The sequence below is a fragment of the Stappia sp. genome, assembly GCF_965276915.1.
Taxonomy (GTDB): domain Bacteria; phylum Pseudomonadota; class Alphaproteobacteria; order Rhizobiales; family Stappiaceae; genus Stappia.
In genome coordinates this window covers 984713-1010162 of sequence record NZ_OZ255709.1, presented here as the reverse complement: position 1 = coordinate 1010162, position 25450 = coordinate 984713, and the positions used below count along the sequence as shown (strand labels likewise).

The 25450-nt window shown below is 67.1% G+C and carries 24 protein-coding genes; 2 read left to right on the top strand and 22 right to left on the bottom strand.

What is annotated here, in order from left to right:
• Window positions 1-58: 58 nt before the first annotated feature.
• From ACQY46_RS04680 to ACQY46_RS04630, 11 genes are all read right to left on the bottom strand, one after another.
• Window positions 59-493, bottom strand: a complete 435-nt coding sequence (locus ACQY46_RS04680; RefSeq protein ID WP_428699133.1) for a glyoxalase superfamily protein — start codon at window positions 491-493, stop codon at window positions 59-61.
• On the bottom strand, window positions 490-1887 hold the full coding sequence (locus tag ACQY46_RS04675) for an MATE family efflux transporter (RefSeq protein WP_428699132.1): 1398 nt from the start codon (window positions 1885-1887) through the stop codon (window positions 490-492). Before ACQY46_RS04675 ends, ACQY46_RS04680 begins: the two co-directional genes overlap by 4 nt.
• 211 nt (window positions 1888-2098) lie before the next feature.
• A complete protein-coding gene (locus ACQY46_RS04670) occupies window positions 2099-2980 on the bottom strand; it encodes a sigma-70 family RNA polymerase sigma factor (RefSeq protein WP_428699131.1) in 882 nt (293 codons plus the stop codon).
• Window positions 2980-3435 (bottom strand): carboxymuconolactone decarboxylase family protein, encoded by a 456-nt coding sequence (locus tag ACQY46_RS04665; RefSeq protein ID WP_428699130.1) that lies wholly within the window; start codon window positions 3433-3435, stop codon window positions 2980-2982. The genes ACQY46_RS04670 and ACQY46_RS04665 overlap by 1 nt, the downstream gene beginning before the upstream one ends.
• A gap of 81 nt (window positions 3436-3516) precedes the next feature.
• Window positions 3517-4002, bottom strand: coding sequence for a DUF1772 domain-containing protein (locus tag ACQY46_RS04660; RefSeq protein WP_428699129.1), 486 nt, complete (start codon window positions 4000-4002; stop codon window positions 3517-3519).
• Between the two features lie 172 nt (window positions 4003-4174).
• The gene (locus ACQY46_RS04655; RefSeq protein WP_428699128.1) at window positions 4175-7528 is read right to left on the bottom strand and encodes an error-prone DNA polymerase; all 3354 of its coding nucleotides are present in this window, start codon (window positions 7526-7528) and stop codon (window positions 4175-4177) included.
• Window positions 7525-9114, bottom strand: coding sequence for a Y-family DNA polymerase (locus tag ACQY46_RS04650; protein ID WP_428699127.1), 1590 nt, complete (start codon window positions 9112-9114; stop codon window positions 7525-7527). The genes ACQY46_RS04655 and ACQY46_RS04650 overlap by 4 nt, the downstream gene beginning before the upstream one ends.
• Window positions 9005-9814, bottom strand: a complete 810-nt coding sequence (locus tag ACQY46_RS04645) for an ImuA family protein (RefSeq protein WP_428699126.1) — start codon at window positions 9812-9814, stop codon at window positions 9005-9007. The genes ACQY46_RS04650 and ACQY46_RS04645 overlap by 110 nt, the downstream gene beginning before the upstream one ends.
• Window positions 9811-10488 carry an endonuclease III domain-containing protein gene (locus ACQY46_RS04640; protein ID WP_428699125.1) on the bottom strand — a complete coding sequence of 226 codons (678 nt, stop codon included), beginning with the start codon at window positions 10486-10488 and terminating at the stop codon, window positions 9811-9813. Before ACQY46_RS04640 ends, ACQY46_RS04645 begins: the two co-directional genes overlap by 4 nt.
• 200 nt (window positions 10489-10688) lie before the next feature.
• Window positions 10689-11423 carry a spermidine synthase gene (locus ACQY46_RS04635; protein ID WP_428699124.1) on the bottom strand — a complete coding sequence of 245 codons (735 nt, stop codon included), beginning with the start codon at window positions 11421-11423 and terminating at the stop codon, window positions 10689-10691.
• A gap of 229 nt (window positions 11424-11652) precedes the next feature.
• Window positions 11653-12993, bottom strand: a complete 1341-nt coding sequence (locus ACQY46_RS04630; protein ID WP_428699123.1) for an aspartate aminotransferase family protein — start codon at window positions 12991-12993, stop codon at window positions 11653-11655.
• Window positions 12994-13115: 122 nt separating this feature from the next.
• Between ACQY46_RS04630 and ACQY46_RS04625 the strand changes: the two genes are divergently transcribed.
• The gene (locus ACQY46_RS04625; RefSeq protein WP_428699122.1) at window positions 13116-13682 is read left to right on the top strand and encodes a cupin domain-containing protein; all 567 of its coding nucleotides are present in this window, start codon (window positions 13116-13118) and stop codon (window positions 13680-13682) included.
• A 28-nt stretch (window positions 13683-13710) separates the two neighbouring features.
• On the opposite strand, the gene ACQY46_RS04620 is transcribed toward ACQY46_RS04625, so the two are convergent.
• The 5 genes from ACQY46_RS04620 to ACQY46_RS04600 all read right to left on the bottom strand — a co-directional run bounded on the left by ACQY46_RS04620 (window position 13711) and on the right by ACQY46_RS04600 (window position 18853).
• The gene (locus ACQY46_RS04620; RefSeq protein ID WP_428699121.1) at window positions 13711-14829 is read right to left on the bottom strand and encodes a P1 family peptidase; all 1119 of its coding nucleotides are present in this window, start codon (window positions 14827-14829) and stop codon (window positions 13711-13713) included.
• 4 nt (window positions 14830-14833) lie between these two features.
• Window positions 14834-15655 (bottom strand): ABC transporter permease, encoded by an 822-nt coding sequence (locus ACQY46_RS04615; protein ID WP_428699120.1) that lies wholly within the window; start codon window positions 15653-15655, stop codon window positions 14834-14836.
• Between the two features lie 2 nt (window positions 15656-15657).
• Entirely contained in the window at window positions 15658-16584 is a 927-nt protein-coding gene (locus ACQY46_RS04610; RefSeq protein ID WP_428699119.1) for an ABC transporter permease, read from the bottom strand.
• Entirely contained in the window at window positions 16581-17702 is a 1122-nt protein-coding gene (locus ACQY46_RS04605) for an ABC transporter ATP-binding protein (RefSeq protein ID WP_428699118.1), read from the bottom strand. Before ACQY46_RS04605 ends, ACQY46_RS04610 begins: the two co-directional genes overlap by 4 nt.
• A gap of 80 nt (window positions 17703-17782) precedes the next feature.
• Window positions 17783-18853 carry an ABC transporter substrate-binding protein gene (locus tag ACQY46_RS04600; RefSeq protein WP_428699117.1) on the bottom strand — a complete coding sequence of 357 codons (1071 nt, stop codon included), beginning with the start codon at window positions 18851-18853 and terminating at the stop codon, window positions 17783-17785.
• 134 nt (window positions 18854-18987) lie between these two features.
• On the opposite strand from ACQY46_RS04600, the gene ACQY46_RS04595 reads away from it, so the two are divergent.
• Window positions 18988-19878 (top strand): MurR/RpiR family transcriptional regulator, encoded by an 891-nt coding sequence (locus ACQY46_RS04595; RefSeq protein WP_428699116.1) that lies wholly within the window; start codon window positions 18988-18990, stop codon window positions 19876-19878.
• Window positions 19879-19886: 8 nt separating this feature from the next.
• Here ACQY46_RS04595 and ACQY46_RS04590 read toward each other — a convergent pair whose 3' ends face one another.
• The 6 genes from ACQY46_RS04590 to ACQY46_RS04565 all read right to left on the bottom strand — a co-directional run bounded on the left by ACQY46_RS04590 (window position 19887) and on the right by ACQY46_RS04565 (window position 25419).
• Complete coding sequence (locus ACQY46_RS04590) at window positions 19887-20687, bottom strand: hydroxypyruvate isomerase family protein (RefSeq protein WP_428699115.1); 801 nt, start codon at window positions 20685-20687, stop codon at window positions 19887-19889.
• A 5-nt stretch (window positions 20688-20692) separates the two neighbouring features.
• Window positions 20693-21343, bottom strand: a complete 651-nt coding sequence (locus ACQY46_RS04585; protein WP_428699114.1) for an aldolase — start codon at window positions 21341-21343, stop codon at window positions 20693-20695.
• Window positions 21340-22608, bottom strand: coding sequence for a 3-oxo-tetronate kinase (otnK, locus tag ACQY46_RS04580; protein ID WP_428699113.1), 1269 nt, complete (start codon window positions 22606-22608; stop codon window positions 21340-21342). The genes ACQY46_RS04585 and otnK overlap by 4 nt, the downstream gene beginning before the upstream one ends.
• Window positions 22609-22610: 2 nt before the next feature.
• Complete coding sequence (ltnD, locus tag ACQY46_RS04575; protein ID WP_428699112.1) at window positions 22611-23552, bottom strand: L-threonate dehydrogenase; 942 nt, start codon at window positions 23550-23552, stop codon at window positions 22611-22613.
• A complete protein-coding gene (gene denD / locus ACQY46_RS04570) occupies window positions 23549-24532 on the bottom strand; it encodes a D-erythronate dehydrogenase (RefSeq protein WP_428699111.1) in 984 nt (327 codons plus the stop codon). Before denD ends, ltnD begins: the two co-directional genes overlap by 4 nt.
• A gap of 137 nt (window positions 24533-24669) precedes the next feature.
• The gene (locus ACQY46_RS04565; protein ID WP_428699110.1) at window positions 24670-25419 is read right to left on the bottom strand and encodes a glucose 1-dehydrogenase; all 750 of its coding nucleotides are present in this window, start codon (window positions 25417-25419) and stop codon (window positions 24670-24672) included.
• Between the last annotated feature and the right edge of the window lie 31 nt (window positions 25420-25450).

Here is a 25450-nt window from a genome sequence, read left to right as displayed (position 1 = left end):
AGGATGCGACAGCCGCGCCGGGCCCAGGCGAATGCCCGGCGCTGCCGCCGATGGCACGTCACGACCTGACAATCAGGTGCGGGGCGCCATCCGCCGTCTTGTGCCGCGAACGACCGTCGCGCCCGACAACTCCGCGTATGTGTCGCCGCCAGTTCGAAAAGCTGTCGAAGACGACCGTGTCCACCGGCGCATCGAGCCGGATGGCCAGCTTGTAGCGGGTATTGCCGTCACAAGAGAGGGCAACGATCTCGCCGGTGAAGGACTGCTTCAGGTAGTGCCCTTGCACGCGTTGGTGAAGATGGAAGGGCGGGGAGCCGGCGGGCGCCGCCTCCCCGCAAAGCCGCGCATGCAGGGCATTCCAGTTTCGCTCGCCATTCTGCCGGGCGACCAGATCAAGGGCCTGACCATGGCAAACGCCGTGTCCGAGCGCCTCCAGGGCGCTGCGCAAGGTGCGCGCCGCGGCCTTGGCTTCCGCCAGCGTCCTGATACTCATGTCGCAGTCTCCAACGGCCCGAGCCCCAACCCGCCCGCTTGCGCGCGCGCCTTCAGCGCGGCGATGACGATTGCAGCCGCCATGACGGCCACAAGGGCGTCCGCAACCGGAAACGCCAGCCACATGGCCTTCCCGCCCGCGACAGCCGCGAGCCCGACAACAAGGACCGGGCACAGGACGAAGGGCTTGACCAATGTCAGGGCCGCAGCCGGCCCCGGCCGACCGATGGCCTGGAAATAAAGCGCGAGAACCAGCACCGGGCCGGTAAACAGGTAAAGCGCCGCCATCGGGCGCAGGATGGCCGCCACGTGAGCGGCGATCGCTGCGTCAGCGACAAAGCCGTATCCGGCAAGGCGGGCGCCCACCAGGCACGCAAGTTCAACAAGCGCGCACCAGGCAAAGGCCGTTGTCACCGCCAGTTTCAGGACCGTGTCCGAGCGCCGATACAGGCCCGCCCCGACATTGTTGCCGACGATGCCCTGCATGGCGAGTGCGATCGCCATCAGCGGCATGAAGGCGAAACTCAAGATCCGCGTCACGATGCCATAGGCGGCTGCGATCTGAAGATGCGCCTCACCCGTCACATGTGGCAGGGTCGCGATGACCGTCGCCGAAACCAGCGCGATCCCGAGAAAACCAAGGCTCATCGGCGCACCCAGCATGACGATGCCGGTCCAGCCCGCGAACCAGCCATGGCGCCAAAGAGCCGACAGGGGAACGCGCGCCTGTCCGCGCAGACGCAGCCCGGCGAGCAACGCAAGTGCAAGCAGCTGAGCCAGGACGGTGCCCCAGGCCGACCCGGCAACGCCAAGCCCCGCCTCGACAATGAAAACATAGTTGAAGGCAGCGTTCGCGAGCGTCACCCCCACCGACATCAGCGCCACGAGCGATAGCCGCCCTTCGTTGCGCCAGACATCCGCATGCAGGCCGAGCAGGAACTGGATCGGGGTCGCGCAGATCATGATCAGCAGATAGGCGTGCGCCATTCCCGCCACCGCGCCGCCGGATCCGGCGAGATGATGCACCAGGGCGCCGCCGCCCAGAAGGAAAAGCCCGATCAGCGCCAGGGCGACGGCAATCGCCAGTCCGTGGGCCTGCGCAAAGACCGCGCCGGCCCGAGACAGGGCGCCGGCGCCAAGGTGGCGCGCAAGGAGGCTCGACATGCCTCCGCCGACAAACGTGGAGAGTGCGATCGTAACCATGAGCGGGGGAAAGACGACGCTGACGGCGGCGACCGCATCGGCTCCGACGAAATGGCCGAGAAAGGCTGCATCTACCACGTTCAAAAGACCGCTCATCGCCATGACGAAGACCATCGGCACCGCGTTTGCGGTGAAGAGACGGCCGACGGGCGCAGTCAGGAACCGGTTTTCCGGGGAAGGTCCGGCAGGCATCGCTCACTCCTCGAAAGAGGCATTTCGCAAGAGATGGGAGCCCGCATTGCCCACCAACGAAATGCTTCGAGGGCGAGAGACGTCGCATTGCCGGGTTTCACCGTGACATGTGTCCGCAGGCGGCAGGTACCCGGTACCTGCCGCGCTTCTAGCCATGGCCGGGTGAGGATGTCAACTCCGCCCGCACGGAACGCGCCACATCCCGCCGGGGTCAGCCCCCGACCGGGTCGAGCGCCTGTCGCAGGTGCCGGAGCTTGCCCGGATTGCGCATCACGTAGATGGCCGAGACCTTGCCGTCCTCGATGTCGAGCGCGGTCGTCTGGAACTCGCCGTCGGCCTCGAGCGTGACGAAGCCCGGCAACCCGTTGATGAAGCCGGCGCGCACCAGCCGCGAACCGTTCTCGATGAACAGGGTTGCCAGATAGGCGTGCAACTTCAGGACGCCTTCCAGGCCGATGATCGGGCGAAGCGCCGCCGGACGCTTGCCGCCGCCATCCGAATGGATGCTGACATCCGCCGCCAGCATCGCGCCAAGGGCACTCATGTCGCCGCTGCGCGAGGCGGCGAAGAAGGCCTCGGCAAGCTCCAGCCCCCGCTCTTTCTCGAGCTTGAAGCGGGGGCGTTCCTGGCGGACATGGCCACGGGCCCGGGCCGCGAGCTGCCGGCAGGCCGCCGGCTCGCGCTTGATCGTGACCGCAACCTCGTCGAAATCGAGCCCGAACACGTCATGCAGCAGGAAGGCCGCGCGCTCCAGCGGCGACAGCCGCTCCAGCGCCAGCATCAGGGGCAGGGTCACGTCGTCTTCCTCTTCCTCGTCAAGGACGGGATCGGGAAGCCAGGGGCCGATATAGGTCTCGCGCTGACGCCTTGCAGACTTGAGCTGATCGAGACAGAGCCGCGTCACCACCCGGCGCAGGAATGCCTCGGGCTCGCGGATTTCACCCCGCTCGGTCTTCATCCAGCGGATGAAGGCCTCCTGCACGACATCCTCCGCGTCCGCCACCGAGCCGAGCATGCGGTAGGCGACGCGCACGAGCCGGGGACGCAGCGGCGCGAAGCTCGCCGCCGCGTCGTCCGATCCTGCCGTCGTCATCAGGCGACAGCCTGCGCCGGGGTTTCGACCCACAGGTCGAAGCCGACCGCCAACCGGTTCCAGCCGTTAATGACGTTGATCATCAGCGTGAGCTTCACCTGTTCCTCCTCGGTGAAATGGGCCGTGAGACCGGCGCGGGCCGCCTCTTGCATGTGACCTTCGGAAAGCCGTGTCAGCGCATCGGTCCAGGCAAGCGCCGCACGCTCGCGATCCGTGTAGCACGGCGCTTCGCGCCAGGCCGACAGCAGATAGATGCGCTGCTCGCTCTCGCCCTGGGCACGCGCCTCGGCGGTATGCATGTTGATGCAGTTGGCGCAGCCGTTGATCAGCGAGGCGCGGATCTTCACGAGCTCGATCAGGCTCGGCTCGAGGCTGCCGGCAACGTCCTGCGAAATGGCGAACCACTTCTTCATGAGGGTCGGGGCAGCGGCGAAGGGATCAAGTTGTGCAGTCATGGTACCGTCTCCTGTTTGTGGGTTCCGACAACATGACGAGGCAGGATCGCCGTATGTGACATGCGCGCCAAAAAAATCCGGCTAGCGCAGCACAAGGGCAAGAACGAACAGTCCGGCGGCGCCGGTCGAGGCAAGCGTACGCACATGGTTCCACCTGGTCCAGACGCGCAGGTAGCGGGTCCATGTGTCCCGTGCCGCCTCGCTTTGCGGGTCGGCCGCGTCGAGCCGGTTGTTGAGCGGCACGTTGAAAACGACGGTGCACACGAACATGCCGACGAAATAGACGAGCCCGCCGGCCAGCATCATCGCGGCGCCGGGCTCGGCCCAGCGCCACAATGAAAGGGCCACGGCCACGAGGGAGGCGAGTGTCGAGCCGAAGAACAGCGGCATGAAGAGCGAGCGCTGGATGACGGCATTGATCGCCTGCATCGCGGCGATGCCGGCCGGTGCCGGGATGCGCCCGAGCGCGGCCATGATGAATGTGGAAAAGGCGAAATAAAGCCCCGCGATCAGCGCGCAACCGAGCGTACAGACCCACAGCAACAGATCAACGATCGTACCGGTCATGCCCGTGCTCCTCATTGGCGGCGGCGGCAGATGCCGCAATGTGCCGGTCCCGGGCGGCAAGGACAAGGGCTTGAGCGGAGGCTTGGGCAGGGACTTGGGCGGGGGCTTGGACAGGGCTTGGGCAGGTGCTTCCCCGTGTGGATGCCTCCCTCGACAAGGTCCCCCGTGATGCTCACTGAAAATTCCGCCCCTTGGGCAGCACCCGGGTGTCGCGCGGATGACGCCAGAGGCTCGGCTGGCCTGACACGCCCGTTGCAGGTGCCCCATCTCCGGCTCCGCTCTCCGCCGACATGGCGTTCATCAATGCCGGCGTCAGGTCGTGAAGCCGCCGCGCCACCACGTGGATGACGCCGCTTTCCTGCTGGATCGGGCCTTCCACGGCGATCGCGCGCGCGCCCATGACGATGCGCCGGTTCTGCTCGAAAATCCGGCTCCAGATCACGACATTGGCAATGCCGGTCTCGTCCTCCAGCGTCAGGAAGGTGACATTCTTCGCCGTCGCCGGACGCTGGCGGACCAGCACGAGGCCGGCCACCCGCACCCAGCGGCCGTTGCCCGCCTTGTCCAGTTCCGCGGCCGCCAGCGTCCGGCTTCTGGCGAGATCCCCGCGCAGGAACGAGAAAGGATGCGCCTTCAGGGACAGGTGCAGCGTCGCGTAATCCTCCACCACATGCTCGCCCGGGCGCATCCGCGGCAGCTCGACCTCCGCCTCGTCCCGCATCAGCGAGGAGATGCCCGCAGGATCGCCGAAAAGCGGCAGCTGCTCCTGCCCCGCGCCCCGGCCGACCCTGCCGGCAAGCCCCTTCGCCTCCCAAAGGGCCTGGCGCCGGTCGAGGCCGAGCGAGCGGAACGCGTCCGCATTGGCGAGCGCGGTGAGCGCCCGGTTGTCGAGCCGGGCCCGGGCATAGAGATCGCCGATATCGGCGAACGGGCGGCCGCGGGCCGCTTCCAGCCGGCGGCCTGCTTCCTCCCCGAGCCCGTCGACCTGGCGCAGGCCCAACCGCAATGCGAAGGCATTGCCGCCCGATGCGGTCGGGGCCGGCGGAGCGTCAAGCCGCTCCAGCGCATGGTCCCAGCCGCTGTGATTGACATCGACCGGCAACACCGTGCCTCCATGGGCGCGGAAATCGCGCACGATGGAGGAGGCGGAGTAAAAGCCCATCGGCTGGGCGTTGAGCAGCGCGCAGGCGAAGACATCCGGATAGTGGCACTTGAGCCAGGACGAGGCATAGGCGAGCAATGCAAAGCTGGCCGAATGGCTTTCGGGAAAGCCGTAATCGCTGAACCCCCTGATCTGCTCGAAGCAGCGGGCGGCGAAATCCGGCTCGTATTTGTTGGCGATCATGCCGGCGACGAATTTCTCGCGAAACTGCTCGATCGTGCCGATGTTGCGGAAGGAGGCCATGGCCCGGCGCAGCCGGTCGGCCTCGTCATGGGAAAAGCCCGCCGCGACGATGGCGATCTTCATCGCCTGCTCCTGGAAGAGCGGCACGCCCATGGTCTTTTCCAGCACCGCCCTCAGTTCGGGCGAGGGATAATCGACCTTCTCCAGCCCGTTGCGGCGGCGCAGGTAGGGATTGACCATGTCGCCCTGGATCGGCCCGGGACGGACAATGGCGATCTGGATGACGAGGTCGTAGAAATTTTCCGGCCTGAGACGCGGCAACATCGACATCTGGGCGCGGCTCTCGATCTGGAAGATACCGACCGTGTCGGCCTTCTGGATCATCGCGTAGGTGGCGACATCCTCGCGCGGGACGGTGGCAAGCCCCATGCCGACACCGTAGCCGTCGCGCAGCAGGTCGAAACTCTTGCGCAGGCAGGTCAGCATTCCGAGCGCCAGAACATCGACCTTGAGGATGCCGAGCGCGTCGAGATCGTCCTTGTCCCATTCCACCACGGTGCGGTCCTGCATCGCCGCATTGGCAACGGGGACCACCTCGTCCAGCGGTTCGCGGGTGATGACGAACCCGCCGACATGCTGGGAGAGATGACGGGGGAAATCGATCAGCTGCCGGACGAGACGGAACGTCTGCAGCAGCCGGGGATCGCACGGATCGAGGCCGGCCTGGCGGATCTCGTTCGCATCGGGAACCTTGCCGGACCAGCCCCAGATCAGCCCCGACATCGCCATGACGACATCCGCCGACAGGCCCATCGCCTTGCCCACGTCATTGACCGCGCTGCGCGCCCGGTAGCGGATGACGGTCGCCGCGAGCCCGGCCCGGTCACGCCCGTATTTGGCGTAGATATACTGGATCACCTCCTCGCGCCGCTCATGCTCGAAATCCACATCGATGTCCGGCGGCTCGCCGCGCGCGGCCGAGATAAACCGCTCGAACAGAAGATCGATCTCGGTCGGATCGACCGAGGTGATGCCGAGGCAGAAGCAGACGACGGAGTTGGCCGACGAGCCCCGCCCCTGGCACAGGATCGGCGGGCGCTGGGCACGGGCGAAGCGGACGATGTCCTGGACGGTGAGGAAGTAGGCGGCGTAACCGAGCTCGCCGATCAGGCAAAGCTCGCGTTCGATCGTCGCCCTGACCTTGTCACTGACACCACCTGGAAACCGCCGCGCCGCACCGATCCAGGTGAGCCGCTCGAGCTCCTCCTGCGGGGTGGCGCTCTCGCCCGCCGGCTCGTCGGGATAGCAGGGCGAAAGCTCGTCGAGGCTGAAACGGCAGGCGTCGGCGATCTCGACGCTGCGGGCAATTGCCCTCTCGTAGCCGGACAGGAGACGGGCCATCTCGGCGGGCGTTTTCAGATGACGTTCGGCATTGCGCTCCAGCCGGAAGCCGGCCGCGTCAATGGTTACATGCTCGCGGATGCAGGTGAGCACATCCTGCAAGGGGCGGCGGGCGGGCGTGTGGTAGAGCACGTCATTGGTGGCGACCAGAGGCGTGCCGCAGCTTTCCGCAAGCCTTGCGAGATGCTCGAAACCGGCGCGATCCGAGCCGCGGTAACGCGGTGAGAGCGCAAGCGAGACCATGCCGGGGAACGCCTCGGCGAGCCGCGCGAGCCGTTGCTCGAACGCCGCGCCGGGTGCCGCGCCGGGTGCCGCGTCTGGCATGTCGGGGGGCATGTCGGGGGGCATGGCTGGGAGCATGTCTGGGAGCATGTCTGGCGGCATGGCAATGAGATGCTGCCCGCCGCCAAGCAGGGCGAGGTCGTCGAAGTCGAGATAACAGTCTCCCTTGGGCGCGCGCCGGTTGCCCGTGGTCAGCAGCTTGCCGAGCCGGCCATAGGCGGCGCGACCCGCCGGATAGACAATCACCTCGAACCCGTCGCGCAGCACCAGCCGCGCGCCCACCAGCAGGCGGACGGGATGTGCCCGTGCCGCCACATGGGCGCGCACGATACCGGCAAGGGTGTTGCGGTCGGCAATGCCGATGGCGGCAAGCCCGAGCCGGGCCGCCGTCTCGACCAGTTCGGCCGCATGGGAGGCGCCGCGCAGGAAGCTGAAATTGCTGGTCACCGCCAGTTCGGCATAGGCGGGAGGGGCGTGCGGACGAGAAAAAGACGTCATGCGAACAGCCCGTGCATGAACCAGCGCGGACTGTCCCCGTCCCGGTCGTAGAGGCCCTCGCGAAACAGCCAGAAGCGCCGGCCGTCCGCATCCTCGATCCGGTAGTAATCCCGAGTGGACCGGTTTTCCTTGCCTCCCTTCCACCATTCGGGCGCGATCCGCTCCGGCCCGTCGGCGCGGGCGACACGATGCGAGACGCGGCGCCATTCGAAGCGGGCCGGCGGCTTGTCGGGCATCTCGACAAGCACCTCGACCGGTTCGGGCCGTTCCAGCAACAGCGCCGGCCTCGCCGATCCGGCCGCACCTTGCAGGGCACGGCAATGGGCGGGCCAGTCATGCGCCGGCAACCGGGCAAGCACCGAGACCGGACGGACCGCGCGTTCAGGCACATAGCTTTCGTTCGGTGCGAACCTGGTGACGCTGGCAGGGCCGAGGCGATTGACGAAGCGGTCAAGCAACCGGGCAAACCCGTTCGGGTCCGTCTCGACACCGCCGCCGGCGACCAGCGCGGACTGGACCGCTTCGGCGTTTTCCACGTCGAAGGCGGCAAGGACGGCAACCTCGAAGCCGAAGCCCGCATGATCGCGGATCCTGTCGAGCCGCTCCCCCAGGAGCCTTGTCAGATGGCGCGGATCGTTGCTCGGCCGGCTGATGCGCAGTTCAAGCGCCTCCCGCCAGCCGTCGACCCGGAACAGCGCCAGTTCCAGTCGCCGGGCCGCCTTACCGGCCGCGCCCAGGGTCGCGGCGAGTTCCTCGACCAGCCGCTCCGCCACCTGCGCTATCGCCTCAAGGGTGATGACCGGCTCGGCAAAGCGGAGTGTCGCGAGATGGACGGGCGGCGGCGAAAGAGGGTCGAAGCGCTCGCTCTCGCGCCCCAGCGCCTGATCGAGGCGCCGGACAAGCATCGCGCCGAAGCGGCCTGCAAGAGGTGCGCGCGGCTTGCCCGCGACAAGACCGATGCGGTCGAGACCGAGCCGCCCCAGCGCCTGAACGGTCGCCGCCTCGATCCGCAACCCGGCAACGGGAAGCGCGGCAAGCCGCGCGCCTGTCTGCCCGGGCGCCACGCTCTCCGCCGCCGTCTCGCCATGGCGCGCCATCGCCCAGGCGGCGCCGATGGTCGGGGCGATGGCCCGACGCGCGGAAAGCCCGAAGGCCCGCAACCGGCGGGCGAGGTCCTCCGCCAGCGCCTCCTCGCCGCCGAAAAGGTGGGCGCAGCCGGTGATGTCGATGCAAAGACCGTCCGGCGGATCGACACGGGTCAGCGGGCTGTAGCGCTGGCACCACAGGGCAAGGGCGCGCAAGGCCGCGGCATCGCCCGCCTCGTCGGCCTGCGCGACCGCAAGGGCGGGATGAATGGCCCGGGCATCGGCGAGCGACATGCCCGCCGCCAGTCCCAGCTCCGCCGCGGCGTCATTGACCGCGGTGATGCGGACTGCCCCCTGCACCGTCATCGACAGCACCAGCGGCCCGCGGACCTCAGGCCGCTGTCCAGTGTCCTCCTGCCGGTTCGCGAACAAGGCCGGGCGCATGGCGAAGCGGCGCTCGACCGGCCAGCGGGGCAGCCAGACGGAAAGATAGCGTTTCATGGTTCCACTCGAGTTCCCAAAGACCAAGGGATGCCGCCCGGGACTTGACCAGGCGAACCTGCCAGCGCGGCGACCCGAGCCCGGGCACCGCCTGGCCGGTGTAATGCGCCGGAGCGCTTGGCCCGGAAGCGACCGACCAGCGTGTCTGCGACGCCGTCGCCATGTCGAGGCCGCAGCGACTGCCCAGCAGCAGCGCCGTCGCACCGCTTTGCGCGGCACGCATGGACAGGCGGCGGCTGGCCGTGAAATCATAGGAGCGGTCGCCATCCGCCAGGATGCCGATGACGGCCGCCAGCGACGCGTGGGACAAGGCCTCCTCCAGGCTCCACAGGAGATCGCGCGGCCTTGACGCCTCGACCCGGACGACCCGGCCCGGATCGATGCCGAACCCGGCAAGGCCGACGGGGTAAAGGCTGCCGGCCCGCCGCCCCCGCGCACCCGGACACACCCACAGGACATGCCCGTCGCGCACCCGCAGGATGCGCGAGGAGATGGCGAGGGCAAAGCCCGCCGCAGCGGCAAAGTCCGCAGGCGCTTCCGGCAGAACCTCATGCAGGGCACCGCTGGCAAGCCTTCCGGCGGCAGGACTGTCCGCAGTCTCCTCCAGGCCGAGCCCGACGACAGGCCAGGCAGGCGCCTCGTGCCGCTGCCAGCCGGCGACGCGGGCGCGCAGGGCCGTGACCGCATCGCTGCGGCTCATGACAGCCTCCCCGGGCCTGCCGCCGATGCCGCAGCGGTCCGGCATGTCGCCAGCAACGGACACTCGGCGCAGCATGGCCGGGCATGAACGCAAAGGGCCCGCCCGAGCCGCTGCATCAGGACGTGATGATCTTCCGTGTCGTCGGCGGTCCAGCAGAGAGGAAGGCACCGGTTGAGCAGGCGCGTGGCACGCGCGATATCGGCCTTTTCCGGAACGAGGCCGAGACGCCGGGCAACCCGGTTATGCGCCGTATCGACCATCAGCACGCGCAGGTGCAGGCTGCTCAGGTTGAGAACCGCCATGCTGGTCTTCGAGCCGACGCCGGTCAGCCGCTCCAGCCAGTGACGCGCTTCCTCCACCGGCCAGGCGGCAAGAAATCCAAGATCAAGACGCCCGCGCCGGCGGATGATCTCTTGCAGCGCGGCCGGCAGATGGCGCGCCTTCCTCGCGGCGAACGTCACGTTCGCGATCAACGGTTCGACGGCGGCCGGGCTCATGCCGGCAAGCTGCTCCCAGCTTTCCAGCCTCTCCTCCAGATCGACAAAGGTCCGCATCGCGATCTCGTCCCGCGTCCTGCCGCTCAGCATCGCGAAAACGAGCATGCCGACAGGATCGAGCCGGTGGCACGCGGGCACCGGGCCGAAGCGGTCAAGCAGCAGTCCGTGGATCCGCAAGAGCGGGTTCCCGGCTGCGAAAGGCAGGGCGTATTGCATGCCCAAATGAAAGAACAAAAAGAGAACAAATGCAATCGGAGTCTTCCCGCCGACCATCACAGTCCGCAGGCCCTTGATTCACAAACATGAATCTTCAGGCGTCCGCGGGACATCGCGGCAGGACGTCGACTCCCCCGGCCCGGACGGTGGCGGTGACGGTGTCAGGCGGCGTCCTCTTCCGCGGCGGTGCGGGCCAGATAGACCGTCTGGGTGAAGGGACGGTCCTGCAGCGGATTGTGAAACGTGACCGGTTCGGCCCAGGCGCTGGCGAAGACCGACGCCAGCCGCTGCGTGAAGCCGGCATCCGGCTGCGCATCGGACCAGAGACCGAAGACGCCGCCGGGCTTCAGCCAGCGGGCCATCGCCTGCAGGCCTTCAGGCCGGTAAAAACCGGTGCTGCGGTCGTCGAGAAGCCAGTCCGGGGAATGGTCGATATCGACAAGGATCGCATCGTAGCGACGGCCCGGCCTGCCCGGATCCAGCCCCTCGTCGCTGGCGGCGAGGGAGAAGAAATCGCCTTGCAGAAACCGGCAGCGCGGATCGGCGACCAGTTCCGGCCCGAGCGGCAGCAGGCCTTCCTCGTGCCAGTCGATCACCGCCTGCAGGAATTCGACCACCGTCAGCGTTGCGACACTGTCGCTCTCCAGCACGGCGCGGGCGGTATAGCCAAGACCGAGGCCGCCGACCACGACATCGAGCGCCTCGCCTTCAGCCGCCGCGACGCCAAGCCGGGCCAGCGCGATCTCGGACGCGGTGAACAGGCTCGACATGAGGAATTCCTCGCCGAGCTTGATCTCGAACACGTCCTGCCCCAGCGACAGCTCCCGGCGCCGGCGCAGGGAGAGCGCGCCGATCGGCGTCGGGCGATAGTCCAGTTCCTCGAAAAACGCGGACATGCGGCGCAAGGCTCCTCGGGTGGCCGGGGGAGGGGCCGGCAACGACACCGGCTTGCGGCAAGGCAGGACAGCGGCGACCGGCGGGCAGGGACGCCCGTTATCGACGCAATCCGCCCGAACATCAAGGAATGCAGCCGAAACGGAACGCCTTGCCGGAACACGGACGCGAACCCGTATCGCCGCCCCGTTCCGCAGAATGGTCGGGGCGGCCGGGACGGCGATGCGCGGATCAGGCGGTCTGGCGCAAGACCTTGCGCAGGGTGTCGATGAGGCGGCCGATCTCCGCCTCGCCGATCGTCAGCGGCGGCGACATGGCGATGATGTCGCCGGTGACGCGGACCATGCAGCCGGCCTCGAAGCAGGCCTTGAACACGTCATAGCCGCGTGTGCCCGGCGCGTCACTGCGCGGCGCCAGCTCGACACCGCCGATCAGGCCGAGATTGCGGATGTCGGTCACATGCGGCTCGCCCTTCAGGCTGTGCACCGCATCCTCCCAGACGGACGCGATCTGCGCGGCACGCGTCAGCAGCCCGTCGCGGGCATAGATGTCGAGCACCGCAAGGCCGGCGGCGCAGGCGATCGGATGGCCGGAATAAGTGTAGCCGTGGAACAGCTCGATCGTCGCTTCCGGCCCTTGCATGAAGGCATCGTGGATACGATCCGTGGCGAAGACCGCCCCCATCGGCACGACGCCGTTGGTCAGGCCCTTGGCGGTGGTGAAGAGATCCGGCATCACATCGAAGAACTGCGAGGCGAACGGCGTGCCGAGACGGCCGAAACCGGTGATGACCTCGTCGAAGATCAGCAGGATGCCGTGCTTGTCGCAAATCTCGCGCAGGCGCTTCAGGTAGCCCTTCGGCGGGATGAGCACGCCGGTGGAGCCGGCCACCGGTTCGACGATGACCGCCGCGATGGTTTCCGCGCCATGCAGCGCGACGATCCGCTCGAGCTCGTCGGCAAGATGGGCGCCCCATTCCGGTTCGCCGCGCGAGTAGGCATTGTGCTCCGGCGCATGGGTGTGCGGCAGATGATCGACACCGGTCAGCAGCGTGCCGAAATGACGGCGGTTGTTGACCAGCCCGCCGACCGAAATGCCGCCGAAGCCGACGCCGTGATAGCCGCGCTCGCGGCCGATCAGGCGGGTGCGGGTGCCCTCGCCGCGCGCCCTGTGCCAGGCGAGCGCGATCTTCAGCGCGGTGTCGACCGATTCGGAACCGGAGCCGGTGAAGAAGACATGGTTGAAGCCGTCGGGCGCCAGTTCCTTGAGCCGCTCGGCAAAGTCGAAGGCCGGCGGATGGCCCATCTGGAAGGACGGCGCATAGTCCATCTCCAGCAGCTGGCGATGCACCGCGTCGGCGATCTCGCGATGCCCGTGGCCGGCATTGCAGCACCACAGGCCGGCGGTGCCGTCGAGGATCTCCCGGCCGTCGTCGCTGGTGTAGTAGAGGCCTTGCGCGCCGGCCAGCATGCGCGGCTCCGCCTTGAACTGGCGGTTGGCGGTAAACGGCATCCAGTAGGCATCGAGGCTGCGATTGCTGCGCGCCGGAATTTCGGTGTCGAGTGCGTCCATGTCGGCTCTCCCTTGCTCCCGACAGAGTGCTCCGATTTCGCATCCTTCAAAAGTCTGTTTCTTACGTTTTGCAACGCATTGATTTATATATGGACAGTCTTGCTTCGTTAAGGATCGTGAACATGTCAAACGACACCGACACGGGTCTCGATCTCGGCAGGCGCCTGCGCGCCCTGCGCCTCGCCCACGGATTGTCCCAGCGCACGCTGGCGAAACAGGCCGGCGTCACCAACGCGACGATCTCCTTGATCGAGGCGGGACGGATGAACCCGTCGGTCGGCGCGCTGAAGCGGGTGCTCGACGGCGTGCCCGTCAGCCTGTCGGATTTTTTCGCCTTCGAGCCCAAGCCCGAGCGGCAGGTGTTCTTCGCCGCGGAGGAACTGACCGAGATCGGCAAGGGCCGGATTTCCTACCGGCAGGTGGGCGGCAACCTCTTCGGTCGCAGGCTGCAGATCCTGCACGAGCGCTACGCGCCGGGCGCGGATACCGGCCGGGCGCCGCTGTCGCATGACGGCGAGGAAGGCGGGATCGTGATTTCCGGCCGGCTGGAGGTCATCGTCGGCGACGAGCGCAAGATCCTCGGCCCGGGCGACGCCTATGCCTTCGACAGCGCCATACCGCACCGGTTCCGCGCCGTCGGGCCGCATGACTGCATCGTCGTCAGCGCCTGCACGCCGCCGAGCTTCTGACCACGATCGCGGTGGCCGGCGCGAGGGATCAGCCGGCGCGGCCGTAGCGGGCCATCACCTCAAGCAGTTCGTCGGCGCGCAGCGCGCGGCAGACATGGCCGGCGGGCTTGGCGGTGGGCGCGTCCTCGGCCGCCAGCATGGCGTTCAGAACGGCCTCCTCGACCCCGTCGACGACGGCCATGTAGACCGGGTCGAGCCGTTCGTCGTTGAGCGTGCGCATGTCGCGCCAGGCGCCGGAGAGCTGCGGCAGGTCCATCCGGTTGGCCGTGCTGAAGGCGAGGAAGATGTCGCCGGAATTGTTGCCGCCCGGCGTGCCGCCACGCCCGATGCCGAGGCCGGCGCGCCGCGCAAGGCGCTCAAGCTGCGAGGGCGCGAGAGGCAGGTCGGTGGCGATGACGGCGATGATCGAACCGCGCTCCGTCGGCATGTCCTTCATCCGGTCCCGGTCGAGATGCCGGCCGACCGGAACGCCGAGCACGCTGAGCCAGGGCCGCAGCCCGTGATTGGCCTGGACGAGAACGCCAAGGGTAAAACGCTCGCCGTCGATCTCGATCACCCGCGAGGCGGTGCCGGTGCCGCCCTTGAACTCGTAGCAGATCATGCCGGCGCCGCCGCCGACATTGCCTTCGGCAACCGGGCCCGGGCGGGCCGCGCGGATGGCGGAAAGCACATCGGCCTCCCCGACATGCTGGCCGTTGATGTCGTTCAGGACCCCGTCATAGGTCTCGGCGACGACGGGCATCGCCCAGAGGTGATGCGCCTCGAACGCCGCGCCGTAATGGGACAGGATCCAGCGCGTCGCCGCATGGTGGGCGATGCCGACCGAATGGGTGTTGGTGACGAGGACGGGCCCGAGAAAATGGCCGCCGTCGCGTATCCAGTGGCTGCCGGTCATCTCGCCATTGCCGTTGAGCGTGAACTGGCCGGCCCAGACCGGGCTCGGATGCGGGTCGAAGCCGCGCGGCAGGATGGCGGTGACGCCGGTGCGCACCGGCTTGCCGCCGGGGGCTGCATCGCGCACCAGCGTCTCGTAACCGACGAGAACGCCGGGCACGTCGGTGATGGCATTGGCCGGACCGCAGATGCCTGGAACGTCGAGGCCGAGGCCGCGCGCGCGCGGCTTCGAGCGAACGGGAGGGGCGGTCATGGGATTATCTTCCTCGCGCTCTGAAGTAGAGGCCGAGCGAGGCGACCAGGAAGGAGAAGAGCAGCATCACGGTCGCGATCGCGTTGATTTCCGGCTTAATGCCCCGCCGCAGCATGCCGTAGATGAAGACGGGCAGCGTGGTCGAATCGACGCCGGAGATGAAATAGGTGATGACCAGGTCATCCATGGAGATGATGAAGGCGAGCAGCGCGCCGCCGATCACGCCGGGCAGGATCAGCGGCAGCGTCACCTTGCGGAACGTGACCCAGCCATTGGCGCCGAGATCGGCCGAGGCCTCCTCCAGCGACATGTCCATGCCGGCCAGACGCGCGCTGACCACGATGAAGACATAGCTCGTCAGGAAGGTGCAGTGACCGATGATGATGCTGACGAGGCCGAGGCTCATGCCGAAGCTGACGAAGAAGATCAGCAGGGCGATGCCGAGCACGATGTCCGGCATGATCATCGGCAGGAACATCAGCGCCCGGTAGAAGGCCTTCAGCCGGAAACGGAACCGCGCCACCGCCAGCGCCACGGACGTCCCCAGCACGGTGGAGACCAGCGTCGTCGTCAGGGCGACGATCAGGCTGTTCTGAACGGCACGCAGGAGCTGGTCGGTCGATTCCACATAGAGCGACAGCTCGGTCGTCGCGGCCGAGAAGCCGAAGATGGTGCGGTACCAGTCAAGCGTGAACCCGCTCCAGATCATCATGTTGACCGGATTGGCGTTGAAGGAATAGGCGACGACGAGGAAAATCGGCGCGTAGATGAATGCGAAGAAGGCAATGCCGTAGACGGCGAGAAGCCCGATCCTTTTCCTGAACATTCTCACCCTCCTTCGCCAGGCCGGATACGGGCGACCGGCGCCTCGTCACGCCCCAGAAGGCGCACATAGACCACGAGCAGCAACAGCACCGAGGCCATCACCGTCATGCCCAGCGCCGCGCCGAACGGCCAGTTGCGGGCCGACAGGAACTGCTGCTCGATCAGGTTTCCGGTCATCACCACCTTCGCCCCGCCGAGCAGCGAGGGAACGATGAAATTTCCAAGGCTCGGGATGAAGACGATGATCGAGCCGCCGATGATGCCCGGCAGGGTGAGCGGCAGGACCACCTTGCGGAAGGTTTGCAGCCGGGTCGCGCCGAGGTCGCCGGATGCCTCGATCAGGCTCGTGTCGAGCTTCTCGACGCTGGCATAGAGCGGCAGGAACATGAAGGGGATGAACACATAGACCATGCCGATCACGACCGCCGTCTCGGTGAAGATGATCTCCAGCGGCGTGTCGATCAGCCCCAGCCCCATCAGGAACTGGTTGATCAGCCCGGTCGGCCGGAGCAGCAGCACCCAGGCGAAGAGCCGGACCACGAGGCTGACGAAAAAGGGCAGCGTGATCAGGAACAGGCAGAGGCTCTTGGCCCGCTCCCCGAGCCGGCTGACCCAGAAGGCGGCCGGATAGCAGATGAGCAGGCAGAAGAACGAGGTCTGCAGGGCAAGCGCCACGGAGCGCAGGAAGATTTCCAGGTAGACCGGATCGAATTTCTCGTAGCGGCTGTCGGCCCAGCCGAAGATCCGGCCGTAGCTGAGGTCATAGAAGGTCCATTCGACGCCGCCGTAAAGGCCCGGCTCGAGCCAGCTGTAGACGAACATGAGGCCGAGCGGGCCGGCGAAGAAGACGGCCAGGAACAGCGTCGGCGCTGCCAACAGGCCGGCAAGGGCGCTCTTCTGGCGCAGCTCTATCGGCTTGCGCGCGCTCATGCCGGCGGTCCGGCGAGAACATGGATCGCGCCCGAGGGCACATGCAGCGCAACGGGCTCGCCAGGGGCAAGGCCGCCGGAGGAGGACTGCGCCAGATGGCGCACGGTCGCCTTGAGCGGGCCGACGCCCGGCACATCGATTTCCAGGCGGTAGTCCGATCCGGTGAAGGAGGACTGCGTGAGCCTCCCGGCAAGCGACAGGCCGTCGGCGGGCCCCGCAAGGGCGGCATCCGCGCCGGATGCGACACAGATGCTTTCGGGACGAAACAGAAGTGTCGCGTCAACCCCGGGCACGATCCGCTCGCCGGCGAGCACCAGCCGGGCGCCGCCGGCAACCTCCAGCAGGCTCTCGTCGCCCGAACGGGACAGGACATGCGCCGTCACCAGATTGCTCTCGCCGACGAAGCGGGCGACGAAGGCGTTTTCCGGGCGGAAGTAGATATCCTCGGGCGGGCCGAGTTGCTGGATCCGGCCGCCGTCGAGCACGACGATCCGGTCCGACATGGTCAGCGCCTCTTCCTGATCGTGGGTGACAAAGACGAAGGAGATGCCAAGCCCGTGCTGGAGCTGCTTCAGCTCCTCCTGCATCCTCTGCCGGAGGTTCCGGTCAAGCGCGGAGAGCGGCTCGTCGAGAAGCAGGAGGCGCGGGCGGGCGACGATGGCGCGGGCAAGCGCAACGCGCTGCTGCTGGCCGCCCGACAATTGCCGAACCGAACGTTCGCCGTAACCGCCAAGGCCGACCAGTTCCAATGCCTCGGCAACGCGCCTTGCGCGCTCCGCTCCCGGGACACCGGCGACCTCGAGGGAGTAGCCGACATTGCGGGCGACGTTCATGTGCGGAAACAGGGCGTAGTTCTGAAAGACGGTGTTGACCGGACGCGCGTGCGCGGGGCGGTTCAGGATGGAGGCTCCCTCGATCAGGATGTCGCCGGAATCGAGATCCTCGAAACCGCTGATGGCGCGCAGCAAGGTCGTCTTGCCGCAACCTGAGGGACCCAGAAGGGTGACGAACTCGTTGTCGGCGACGGTGAGCGAAAGACCGTCAAGGGCTGTCACGGGCGCGCCGCCCTGCGTGGCGAAGTGGCGCTTGGCGTTTCTGATCTCGAGAAGCGGGGCCATGGGAAATCCGGAATGAAGCCAGGTGGACCGGCCCGGCGGCATGCAAAGGGGACTGCCGCCGGGCCGCACGGAGCGCGGGATTACCGGGCGGTTTTCACCCGCGTCCATTCGCGATTGTAGAGCTTCAGATCCTGTCCGAGATCCTCGAAGATCTCGAGCTTGTCCATCACGTCCTGCGGCGGATAGATGCTCTCGTTCTCGCGGATTGCCTTCGGGATGAGATCGAGCGCCGGCCGGTTCGGCGTGCCGTTCAGCTGCTGCGAGACGTTGAGCGCCGCGATTTCCGGACGCAGGTAGAACTGCATGAACCGGATCGCGTTGTCCTTGTTGGGAGCCGAGGCGAGCACGCACATGTCCTCCTGATACATGGTCGCCCCCTCCTTGGGGATGATGTATTTCAGGACGTCCGGCATCTCCTGGGCGAAGATATTGGCGCCGACATACCAATGCGCGGCCGCGACGTCGCCCGACTGCACCAGCGGGACGCTGTCATAGGTGAAGGCGCTGATATTGCCGAGGCGCTCGACGATGTAGTCGGCCGCCTGGCTGACCTCCGCCTCGTCGCGCGAGTTGACCGAATGGCCGTTCATGATCAGGCCGACGCCCAGCGTCTCGCGCAGGTCGTCGAGCATGATGATCTTCTCGCCCTTCTCGGCGAGCGCGAAGAAATCCGCCCAGCTTTCGATGCCTTCCGCCTTCTTGCGATTGTAGACGATGCCGACGGAACCCCAAGCATAGGGCAGGCAGTATTCCGCATTCGGGTCCTTCTGCGAACGAACGAATTGCGGATCGATGTTCTTGAAGTCCGGATGGGCACCGATATTCGTCTTCGCCAGAAGTCCCAGCTGCTGCATGATGTCATGCATGTGGACCGAGGGGAAAACGACGTCGTAGCCGCTGGCACCGGCCTGGATCTTGGCCAGCATCTCCTCGTTTGTCCCGTATGTGTCGAGACTGACGTCGACGTCGAATTCCTCGCTGAATTTCTCGAGGACCTTGGGGTTGATGTAATCTCCCCAGTTATAAAGACTGAGCTTTCCCTCAGCTGTAGCGGTGCCCGTTGCAAGCGCCACGATGACGCCGGACATTGCGACGACGGTGCCGATCGACCGGATCGGCAGCTTCATTTCTACGATTGATGCGAGCTTCATTGTTAAGCTCCCCTCTGGATGGCGGTGGAGTGCCCGGTTTTCCTTGGGCTCCGTTATTTTTTATTTGACGAATAGATGGTGCCATTTAAATTACAAATCCTGCAAACGTTATTTTTCTGTCATGGAGCGCTGTCATGAGCGAAGGTTTCGCCTCCTATCCGACCGTGAGTTTCGCCGAGCTTGCGGAAAAGATAGATGCCGCGCTGCCGGACCTGCCGACGCAGGAAGCGCGTCTGGCGCAGTTCATGCTGCTCAACATCGACAAGCTGGCGCTGGAGACAGGCCGGACGCTCGCCGCCAAGGTCGGCGTCAGCGAGGTGACCGTGGGGCGGTTGCTGCGCCGGCTCGGCTGCGACGGCATGCGCGGGCTCAAGGCGATGATGCGAGAGCAGTATTCGCTGTCGGCCGGCGCGCGGCCAATGGCCGGCGGCGAGGCTCCGGCCATGAACGACCGGCTGGAACGGGTTCTGGGCGCGGAAATCGACGCGCTGCACAGCATCTTCCAACAGGCGGGCAGCGGAGCATTCCGCACGCTTGTCGGCCACCTCGCGGAAGCGCGAGGCGTCTATGTCACCGGGTTCCAGTCGGTGCGCGGCATCGCCGAGGACTGCGCCCGCCGCCTGGCGATCGCCCGCCCGAACGTGCGCTACCTTTCAGCCCATGACAGCATGCTGGCGGAATGGCTGCTGCCGTCCGGAGAGGGCGGAGATCGCCCCGGGGACACCTGTCTCCTGCTGATCGACGTCGTTCCCTATGCAAGGGAATCCCAGGATCTGGCGCGGATCGCCCGCGACCAGGGCCGGCGCTGCGTCGTCGTTACCGACGAGTACTGCCACTGGGCCAAGGACGTCGCCGATGCGGTTCTGCACGCGCCGTCGCGCAGCGGGCTGTTCCTGGAATCGACCGTCGGCATCGTCTCGGCGCTCAATCTCGTCGTCGACGGCGTCGCAGGCCTGCAGGAGGACGGCGGGCGACAACGCATCGACCATTGGAAGCTCATGGCGCGGGACGTTCGCCTGTTCTAGGGCGTGGATCAGCGGCGCGGCGCGATACGCCCGATCCATCCAAGCCCGCCCTCCGTCGTCGCGCGCGGCTTGTACTCGGCACCGAAGCATCCGCCATAGCCCGCATCGCGCAAGGCCGGCAGCAGCCAGCCATAATCGACCTCGCCGTGATCCGGCTCGGCCCGGTCGGGCACGGCGGCGAACTGGATATGGCCGATCAGGTCCATCATCCGGGCGGCTTCCCTGACGAGATCGCCGCGCATGATCTGCATGTGGTAGCAGTCATACATGATGCGGATGCCGTCGCCGCCGCAGTCGGAGATGATCGCCGCCGCCGCATCGCAGTCGCTGAGAAAATAGCCCGGCACGTCGCGGTTGTTGATCGGCTCGAGCAGCAGCGTCACCCCGTAAGGGGCGGCAAGATCGCGAAACCGGCGCAGGTTGGCAACGAATGTCCGGCGCGCAGCGTCGCCTTCGGAAAGTCCGGCCATGACGTGGATGTTTCCCGCATCGATGCGGCGGGCATAGCCGAGCGCCTGTTCGAAGGCGGCAAGCGCATCGGCCTCCCGGCCCGGCAGCGCGGCAAGGCCGAACTCGCCCTTGTCCGGATCGCCACGCGACATGTTGAGACCGAGCACGGGAAGGCCGGTCTCCTCGACCGCGGCACGCAGCTCCGGGGCCGGAACCGCATATGGCCAGTGCAGCTCGACGGCATCGAAGCCGGCGCGGGCGGCGGCCCGCACCGCATCCGGCAGCGGGAGTTCCGTCCAGAGAAACCCGAGATTGGCGGAAAGCAGCAATTTCGCGGACGGCGATGTTCTGGCGGTCATGTCGGTCAGTCCCATTCCACGTCGAAGTGATCGACAATACCGCGCACTTGCGCCTCGGTGAGCATTTTCGGGTTGAGCCCGCGCGTCAGCAGTGCCAGACGCGCGGTCTCCTCAAGCTCTTCCATCGCGTAGACAGCTGCCTCGAGGTCCTTTGCCGCAACGACAGGACCGTGATTGGCGAGCAGCACGGCGCTGCGCCGGCCGGCAAGTCCGCGGATCGCCTCGCCCATCGCCGCATCGCCGGGACGGAAGAAGGGCAGCAGCTTCACCTTGCCGAGCCGCATGATCGAGTAAGGCGTCAGCGGCGGCAGGACGTTGTCCGGATCGGTGTCCGGAAGCATGGAGAGCGCCACGGAATGGGTCGAATGGAGATGGACAACGGCGCCGGCCCTCGCCCCGCGCGTCTCGTAGAACGCCGCGTGCAGCGGCATTTCCTTGGTGGGCCTGTCCCCTCCCATATGCCGTCCGCCCGCATCGAAATGCGACAGCCGGGCCGGATCGAGCCGGCCGAGCGAGACCCCGGTCGGACTGACCAGCAGGCCGCCATCGGGAAGCCGCACCGAGACATTGCCCGAGGCGCCGCCGGTCAGGCCGCGATCGAAGATCGAGCGCGACAACTCGCAGACGAGTTCACGCAGGCGCGTTTCCTCGCTCATGCCGGTGACGCTTCCTTGTCGGCGAGCGCCGCCATGGCACGTTCGAAGAAATCGAAGGCGCCGAAATTGCCCGACTTGAGCGCCAGCGCCAGTTCGGCGCCCTCGACACGCAAGGCCGGAACGCCCGGATCGATTTCCGGACCGATGCGCAGGGCCTCGCAACCGATGCCGCGAATGACCGCGCCGGAGGTCTCTCCGCCAGCGGAAACGAGACGCCGGATCCCGCCTGCGACGAGGGCGCCGGCAAGTTCGGCGAAGAACTCCTCGATCGCCTCGGCCAGCACCATGCTGCCATAGGTTCGCTGGGCGCGGCGGACTTCTTCGGGATCCGCCGTCGAGTAGACCATCGGTGCATTTTCCGAGGCGGACAGCACGAAATCGACAATGTCGGCGGCCACGACACGTCCTTCCATCACATCGTCGGCGCGCAATTCCAGCGAAGGATGATTGCGGCGATGATGCTCGACCTGGGCACGGGTCGCGCGCGAGCAGGAGCCGGACAGGATTGCGCCCGGACCCATAACGCCTTCGAAGCTGGCGGGTGTATCGCGCAGCAGGCCGGCAGCGCGGAAGTTCGCCGGCAACCCGAGCGCGATACCGGAGCCGCCGGTGATCAGCGGAAGGTCGTTCGCGGCCGTTCCGATGGCGACGAGATCGCTGTCGGATATCGCGTCGACGACCACCGGCGCGGCGCCCTTGCCGGCTTCTGTCGCCAATGCGGCGGAGATCGCCTCGGCACCGGCGGCAACCGTCGCATGCGCCACATGGCCGACCCGGTGCCGCGTCTGGTGGCCGAGCCAGCGGCGGATGTCCGGATCGGTCATCGGCGTCAGCGGGTGATCTTCCATGCCGGATTCGCTGAGCAGGCGATCCCCGACGAAAAGATGTCCCTGGTAAAGGGTCCGGCCGGCGGCCGGGAAGACGGGGCAGACAATTGCCAGATCCGTTTCCAGCCGCTCCATCAACGCATCGATGACCGGCCCGATATTACCTTCCGGCGTGGAATCGAAGGTCGAGCAGTACTTGAAGAGGAACTGCCGGCATCCTTGCTTGCGCAGCCACTCGAACGCGGCCAGCGACTGGGCGACCGCCTCGTCCGCCGGCAGGCTGCGTGTTTTCAGCGCGACAACGCCCGCCTCGACATCGGAAGCCGCCGGCCCTTCCGGCAGGCCGCAATATTGCGTGACGGTCATGCCGCCCTTGACCAGGGTGTTGGCAAGATCCGACGAGCCCGTCAGGTCGTCGCCGATACATCCAAGCAGCATGGTCAGCCTCCGCTTTCCTCGTCGTTCTCCGGCACGCCGGGCAAGGCAAGCCTGCCTTCGCGCGCATAGATCTTGGCGACGGCTACGTCTCCCTCCCGCCCCAGGCCCGCATCGCGCGCGGCGTTGAAGCGCGCCAGCGCGGCTTGCGCCATGGGCACGGACAATGCCCCTTTTTCCGCCGCCTCGGCGACGATGCCAAGATCCTTGACGAAAATCTCGACCGCCGAATGCGGACGGTAGTCTCCCGCCGCGATGAAGGGACCGCGGTTTTCGAACATCCAGGAGGTGCCGGCGCAGCGCGAGATGACATCGACCATGCGGGCGACCTCGATCCCCTGGCCGACGCCGAAGGTCAGGGCCTCGGCCGTTGCCGCGATGTGCACGCCGGCAAGCAGCTGGTTGACGATCTTCATGGCCGAACCCGGCCCGGCCGCATCGCCCAGTTCGAAGACGGTCTCGGCCATGGCATCGAGCGCTCCGCGCGCTGCGGCGAAAGCCTCCGGCCGGCCGGAGGCCATGATCGACAGCCGCCCCTCGGCCGCCTTCACCGCGCCGCCGGAAATCGGGGCGTCGAGATAGAGCAACCCCCGCCCGGCGAGGCGCGCCTCGAAATCGATCGCGTGCTCGGGCGCGAAGGTGGCGCAGGAAACGACGACCGCGCCGTCCGGGAGTTGCACGGCAATACCGCCCGGGCCGAACAGGACCTCTTCCGTCTGGGCCGCGTTGACGACGACAAGGATCGCGACACTTGCGCGGGACAGCGCTTCGCGGACCGCCACCTCGTCGGCGGCGATGCGCCCGCCCTTTTCGGCAAAGGACGCCATGCGGCTCGCGTCGCGGTCGATGCCGCATACGTCAAGACCCGCGCGCAACAGGGACACACCCATGCCGAAGCCCATGGCGCCGAGGCCGATGAAAACGACGGGGCCGGTCGTATCGCTCATGAGGCTGCTCCCGCGTGGTCCTCGAGATAGGCGGTGATGATGGCCTCGATCGAGGCATCGCCGGCAAAGCCGAGGTCAAGCGCGCGGCGCGTGTCGAAGGCCTTCGGCCAGGTGGAGATGATCGCCTCGATGGCCGGATCGGGCTGATGGCGGATCAGCGCCACCGCCTCCTCGCCCGCCACCTTGCGCAGTGCCTCGATCTGCTCGCCCACGGTCACCGAAACGCCGGGCAGGGTGATGTTGCGCCGGCCGGCCATGCCGGCGGTGTCGATCTCGCCGGCATGGACGAGATAGCCCACGGCCGCACGCGGGCTCGCCAGCCAGTGGCGCACCTCGGTGCCGACCGGCAGCACGGCTTCCTTGCCGGCGAGCGGCTCGCGCAGGATGGAGGAGAAGAAGCCGGAGGCGGCCGCGTTCGGCTTGCCCGGGCGGATGACGATGGTCGGCAGGCGCAGACCGATGCCGTCAAAGAACCCGCGGCGCGAGTAGTCGGCGAGCAGCAACTCGCCGATCGCCTTCTGGGTGCCGTAGCTCGACAAGGGCGTGACCACGTGGTCGTCGCCGATGACATCGGGGAGCGGAATGCCGAACACCGCCAGCGAAGAGGTGAACACGACACGCGGGCAGTAGCCCGAGCGCTGGTGTTCGGCGCGGATCGCCTCGAACAGGTGACGGGTGCCGTCGAGATTGATCCGGTAGCCCTTGTCGAAGTCGCGCTCGGCCTCGCCCGAGACGATTGCGGCCAAGTGATAGATGACGTCGGGACGAGACGCGACAAGGCGCTCGGCCTCGCCCGGCGCGCTGAGGTCACCGGTTTCGACGACAACCGGCAGGTTGCCGGACGGTATCGTTGCCGGCACCACGTCGAACAGGGTCAGCCGCTCGATAGCCGCACCAGCGAGAGTACCCCGAGCGGCCAGCGCCCCGGCCAGACCCTGGCCGAGCATGCCGCCGCCGCCGATGATGAGACAGGTCGTCATTGTCGCTCTCCTTGCGAACGGCAGGGGCTGGCGGTCCAGCTTCGCCGACACCACCAGCCAGAATGTTGTTCCGGCGGAGCTCCCGGGCCTGGCATCCGGCCGGCCCGCCGTTGCCGACACAATTGCGAGATCACGCCCTAGATGCAGCGCCCGCCGTCGACCTCGAGCAGCACGCCGGTGATGAACTCCGCCTCGTCCGAGGCGAGGAACCCGCAGGCTTTGGCGATGTCGAGCGGGCGCGACAGGCGCCCGAGCGGGATGCCGGCGATGACCTTCGCCCGCGTCTCCGGCGTGTCGTCGCCGGGCAGGAACTGGTCGGTGAGACCGGTTTCGCCCATCACCGGGTTGATGCCGCAGACGCGGATGCCGCGATCCGCCAGCTCCACCGCCATGGAGCGGGTGATGGCAATGGCCGCGCCCTTCGACCCGTTGTACCAGGTCAGGCCCGGGCGCGGCCTGACACCGGCGGTCGAGGCAATGTTGATGATGACGCCGCCGCCGGCCTTTTCCAGTGCCGGCACACCGTGGACGGCCGCGTGATAGAGCGACTTGACGTTGACCGCGTAGACCTTGTCGAAGGTCGCCTCGTCGACGGTCAGCATGGACTGGTTCTTGTGGGTGGTGCCGGCATTGTTGACGAGGATGTCGAGCCTGCCGAAACGCTCCGTCGCGGCGTCGATCATCGCCTTGGTCGAGGCGCTGTCCGTGACGTCGGCCGTGACAGCCACCGCCGCCTCGCCGATCTCCGATGCCACCCGCGCGGCCGCGTCGCCACGAATGTCGGCGACAACGACCCGTGCGCCTTCCTCGGCGAAATAGCGGGCGATGCCCTCGCCATAGCCGCCGCCCGCGCCCGTGACGATGGCGACCTTGTCCTTCAGCTTCATGTGTGTCTCCAAGATCGGAGCGGCATGGCCG

Coding starts and splice junctions, on each gene's coding strand:
- ACQY46_RS04680 (WP_428699133.1), bottom strand. CDS start 493: ATGAGTATCAGGACGCTGGCGGAAGCCAAGGCCGCGGCGCGCACCTTG.
- ACQY46_RS04675 (WP_428699132.1), bottom strand. CDS start 1,887: ATGCCTGCCGGACCTTCCCCGGAAAACCGGTTCCTGACTGCGCCCGTC.
- ACQY46_RS04670 (WP_428699131.1), bottom strand. CDS start 2,980: ATGACGACGGCAGGATCGGACGACGCGGCGGCGAGCTTCGCGCCGCTG.
- ACQY46_RS04665 (WP_428699130.1), bottom strand. CDS start 3,435: ATGACTGCACAACTTGATCCCTTCGCCGCTGCCCCGACCCTCATGAAG.
- ACQY46_RS04660 (WP_428699129.1), bottom strand. CDS start 4,002: ATGACCGGTACGATCGTTGATCTGTTGCTGTGGGTCTGTACGCTCGGT.
- ACQY46_RS04655 (WP_428699128.1), bottom strand. CDS start 7,528: ATGACGTCTTTTTCTCGTCCGCACGCCCCTCCCGCCTATGCCGAACTG.
- ACQY46_RS04650 (WP_428699127.1), bottom strand. CDS start 9,114: ATGAAACGCTATCTTTCCGTCTGGCTGCCCCGCTGGCCGGTCGAGCGC.
- ACQY46_RS04645 (WP_428699126.1), bottom strand. CDS start 9,814: ATGAGCCGCAGCGATGCGGTCACGGCCCTGCGCGCCCGCGTCGCCGGC.
- ACQY46_RS04635 (WP_428699124.1), bottom strand. CDS start 11,423: ATGTCCGCGTTTTTCGAGGAACTGGACTATCGCCCGACGCCGATCGGC.
- ACQY46_RS04630 (WP_428699123.1), bottom strand. CDS start 12,993: ATGGACGCACTCGACACCGAAATTCCGGCGCGCAGCAATCGCAGCCTC.
- ACQY46_RS04625 (WP_428699122.1), top strand. CDS start 13,116: ATGTCAAACGACACCGACACGGGTCTCGATCTCGGCAGGCGCCTGCGC.
- ACQY46_RS04620 (WP_428699121.1), bottom strand. CDS start 14,829: ATGACCGCCCCTCCCGTTCGCTCGAAGCCGCGCGCGCGCGGCCTCGGC.
- ACQY46_RS04615 (WP_428699120.1), bottom strand. CDS start 15,655: ATGTTCAGGAAAAGGATCGGGCTTCTCGCCGTCTACGGCATTGCCTTC.
- ACQY46_RS04610 (WP_428699119.1), bottom strand. CDS start 16,584: ATGAGCGCGCGCAAGCCGATAGAGCTGCGCCAGAAGAGCGCCCTTGCC.
- ACQY46_RS04605 (WP_428699118.1), bottom strand. CDS start 17,702: ATGGCCCCGCTTCTCGAGATCAGAAACGCCAAGCGCCACTTCGCCACG.
- ACQY46_RS04600 (WP_428699117.1), bottom strand. CDS start 18,853: ATGAAGCTCGCATCAATCGTAGAAATGAAGCTGCCGATCCGGTCGATC.
- ACQY46_RS04595 (WP_428699116.1), top strand. CDS start 18,988: ATGAGCGAAGGTTTCGCCTCCTATCCGACCGTGAGTTTCGCCGAGCTT.
- ACQY46_RS04590 (WP_428699115.1), bottom strand. CDS start 20,687: ATGACCGCCAGAACATCGCCGTCCGCGAAATTGCTGCTTTCCGCCAAT.
- ACQY46_RS04585 (WP_428699114.1), bottom strand. CDS start 21,343: ATGAGCGAGGAAACGCGCCTGCGTGAACTCGTCTGCGAGTTGTCGCGC.
- otnK (WP_428699113.1), bottom strand. CDS start 22,608: ATGCTGCTTGGATGTATCGGCGACGACCTGACGGGCTCGTCGGATCTT.
- ltnD (WP_428699112.1), bottom strand. CDS start 23,552: ATGAGCGATACGACCGGCCCCGTCGTTTTCATCGGCCTCGGCGCCATG.
- denD (WP_428699111.1), bottom strand. CDS start 24,532: ATGACGACCTGTCTCATCATCGGCGGCGGCGGCATGCTCGGCCAGGGT.
- ACQY46_RS04565 (WP_428699110.1), bottom strand. CDS start 25,419: ATGAAGCTGAAGGACAAGGTCGCCATCGTCACGGGCGCGGGCGGCGGC.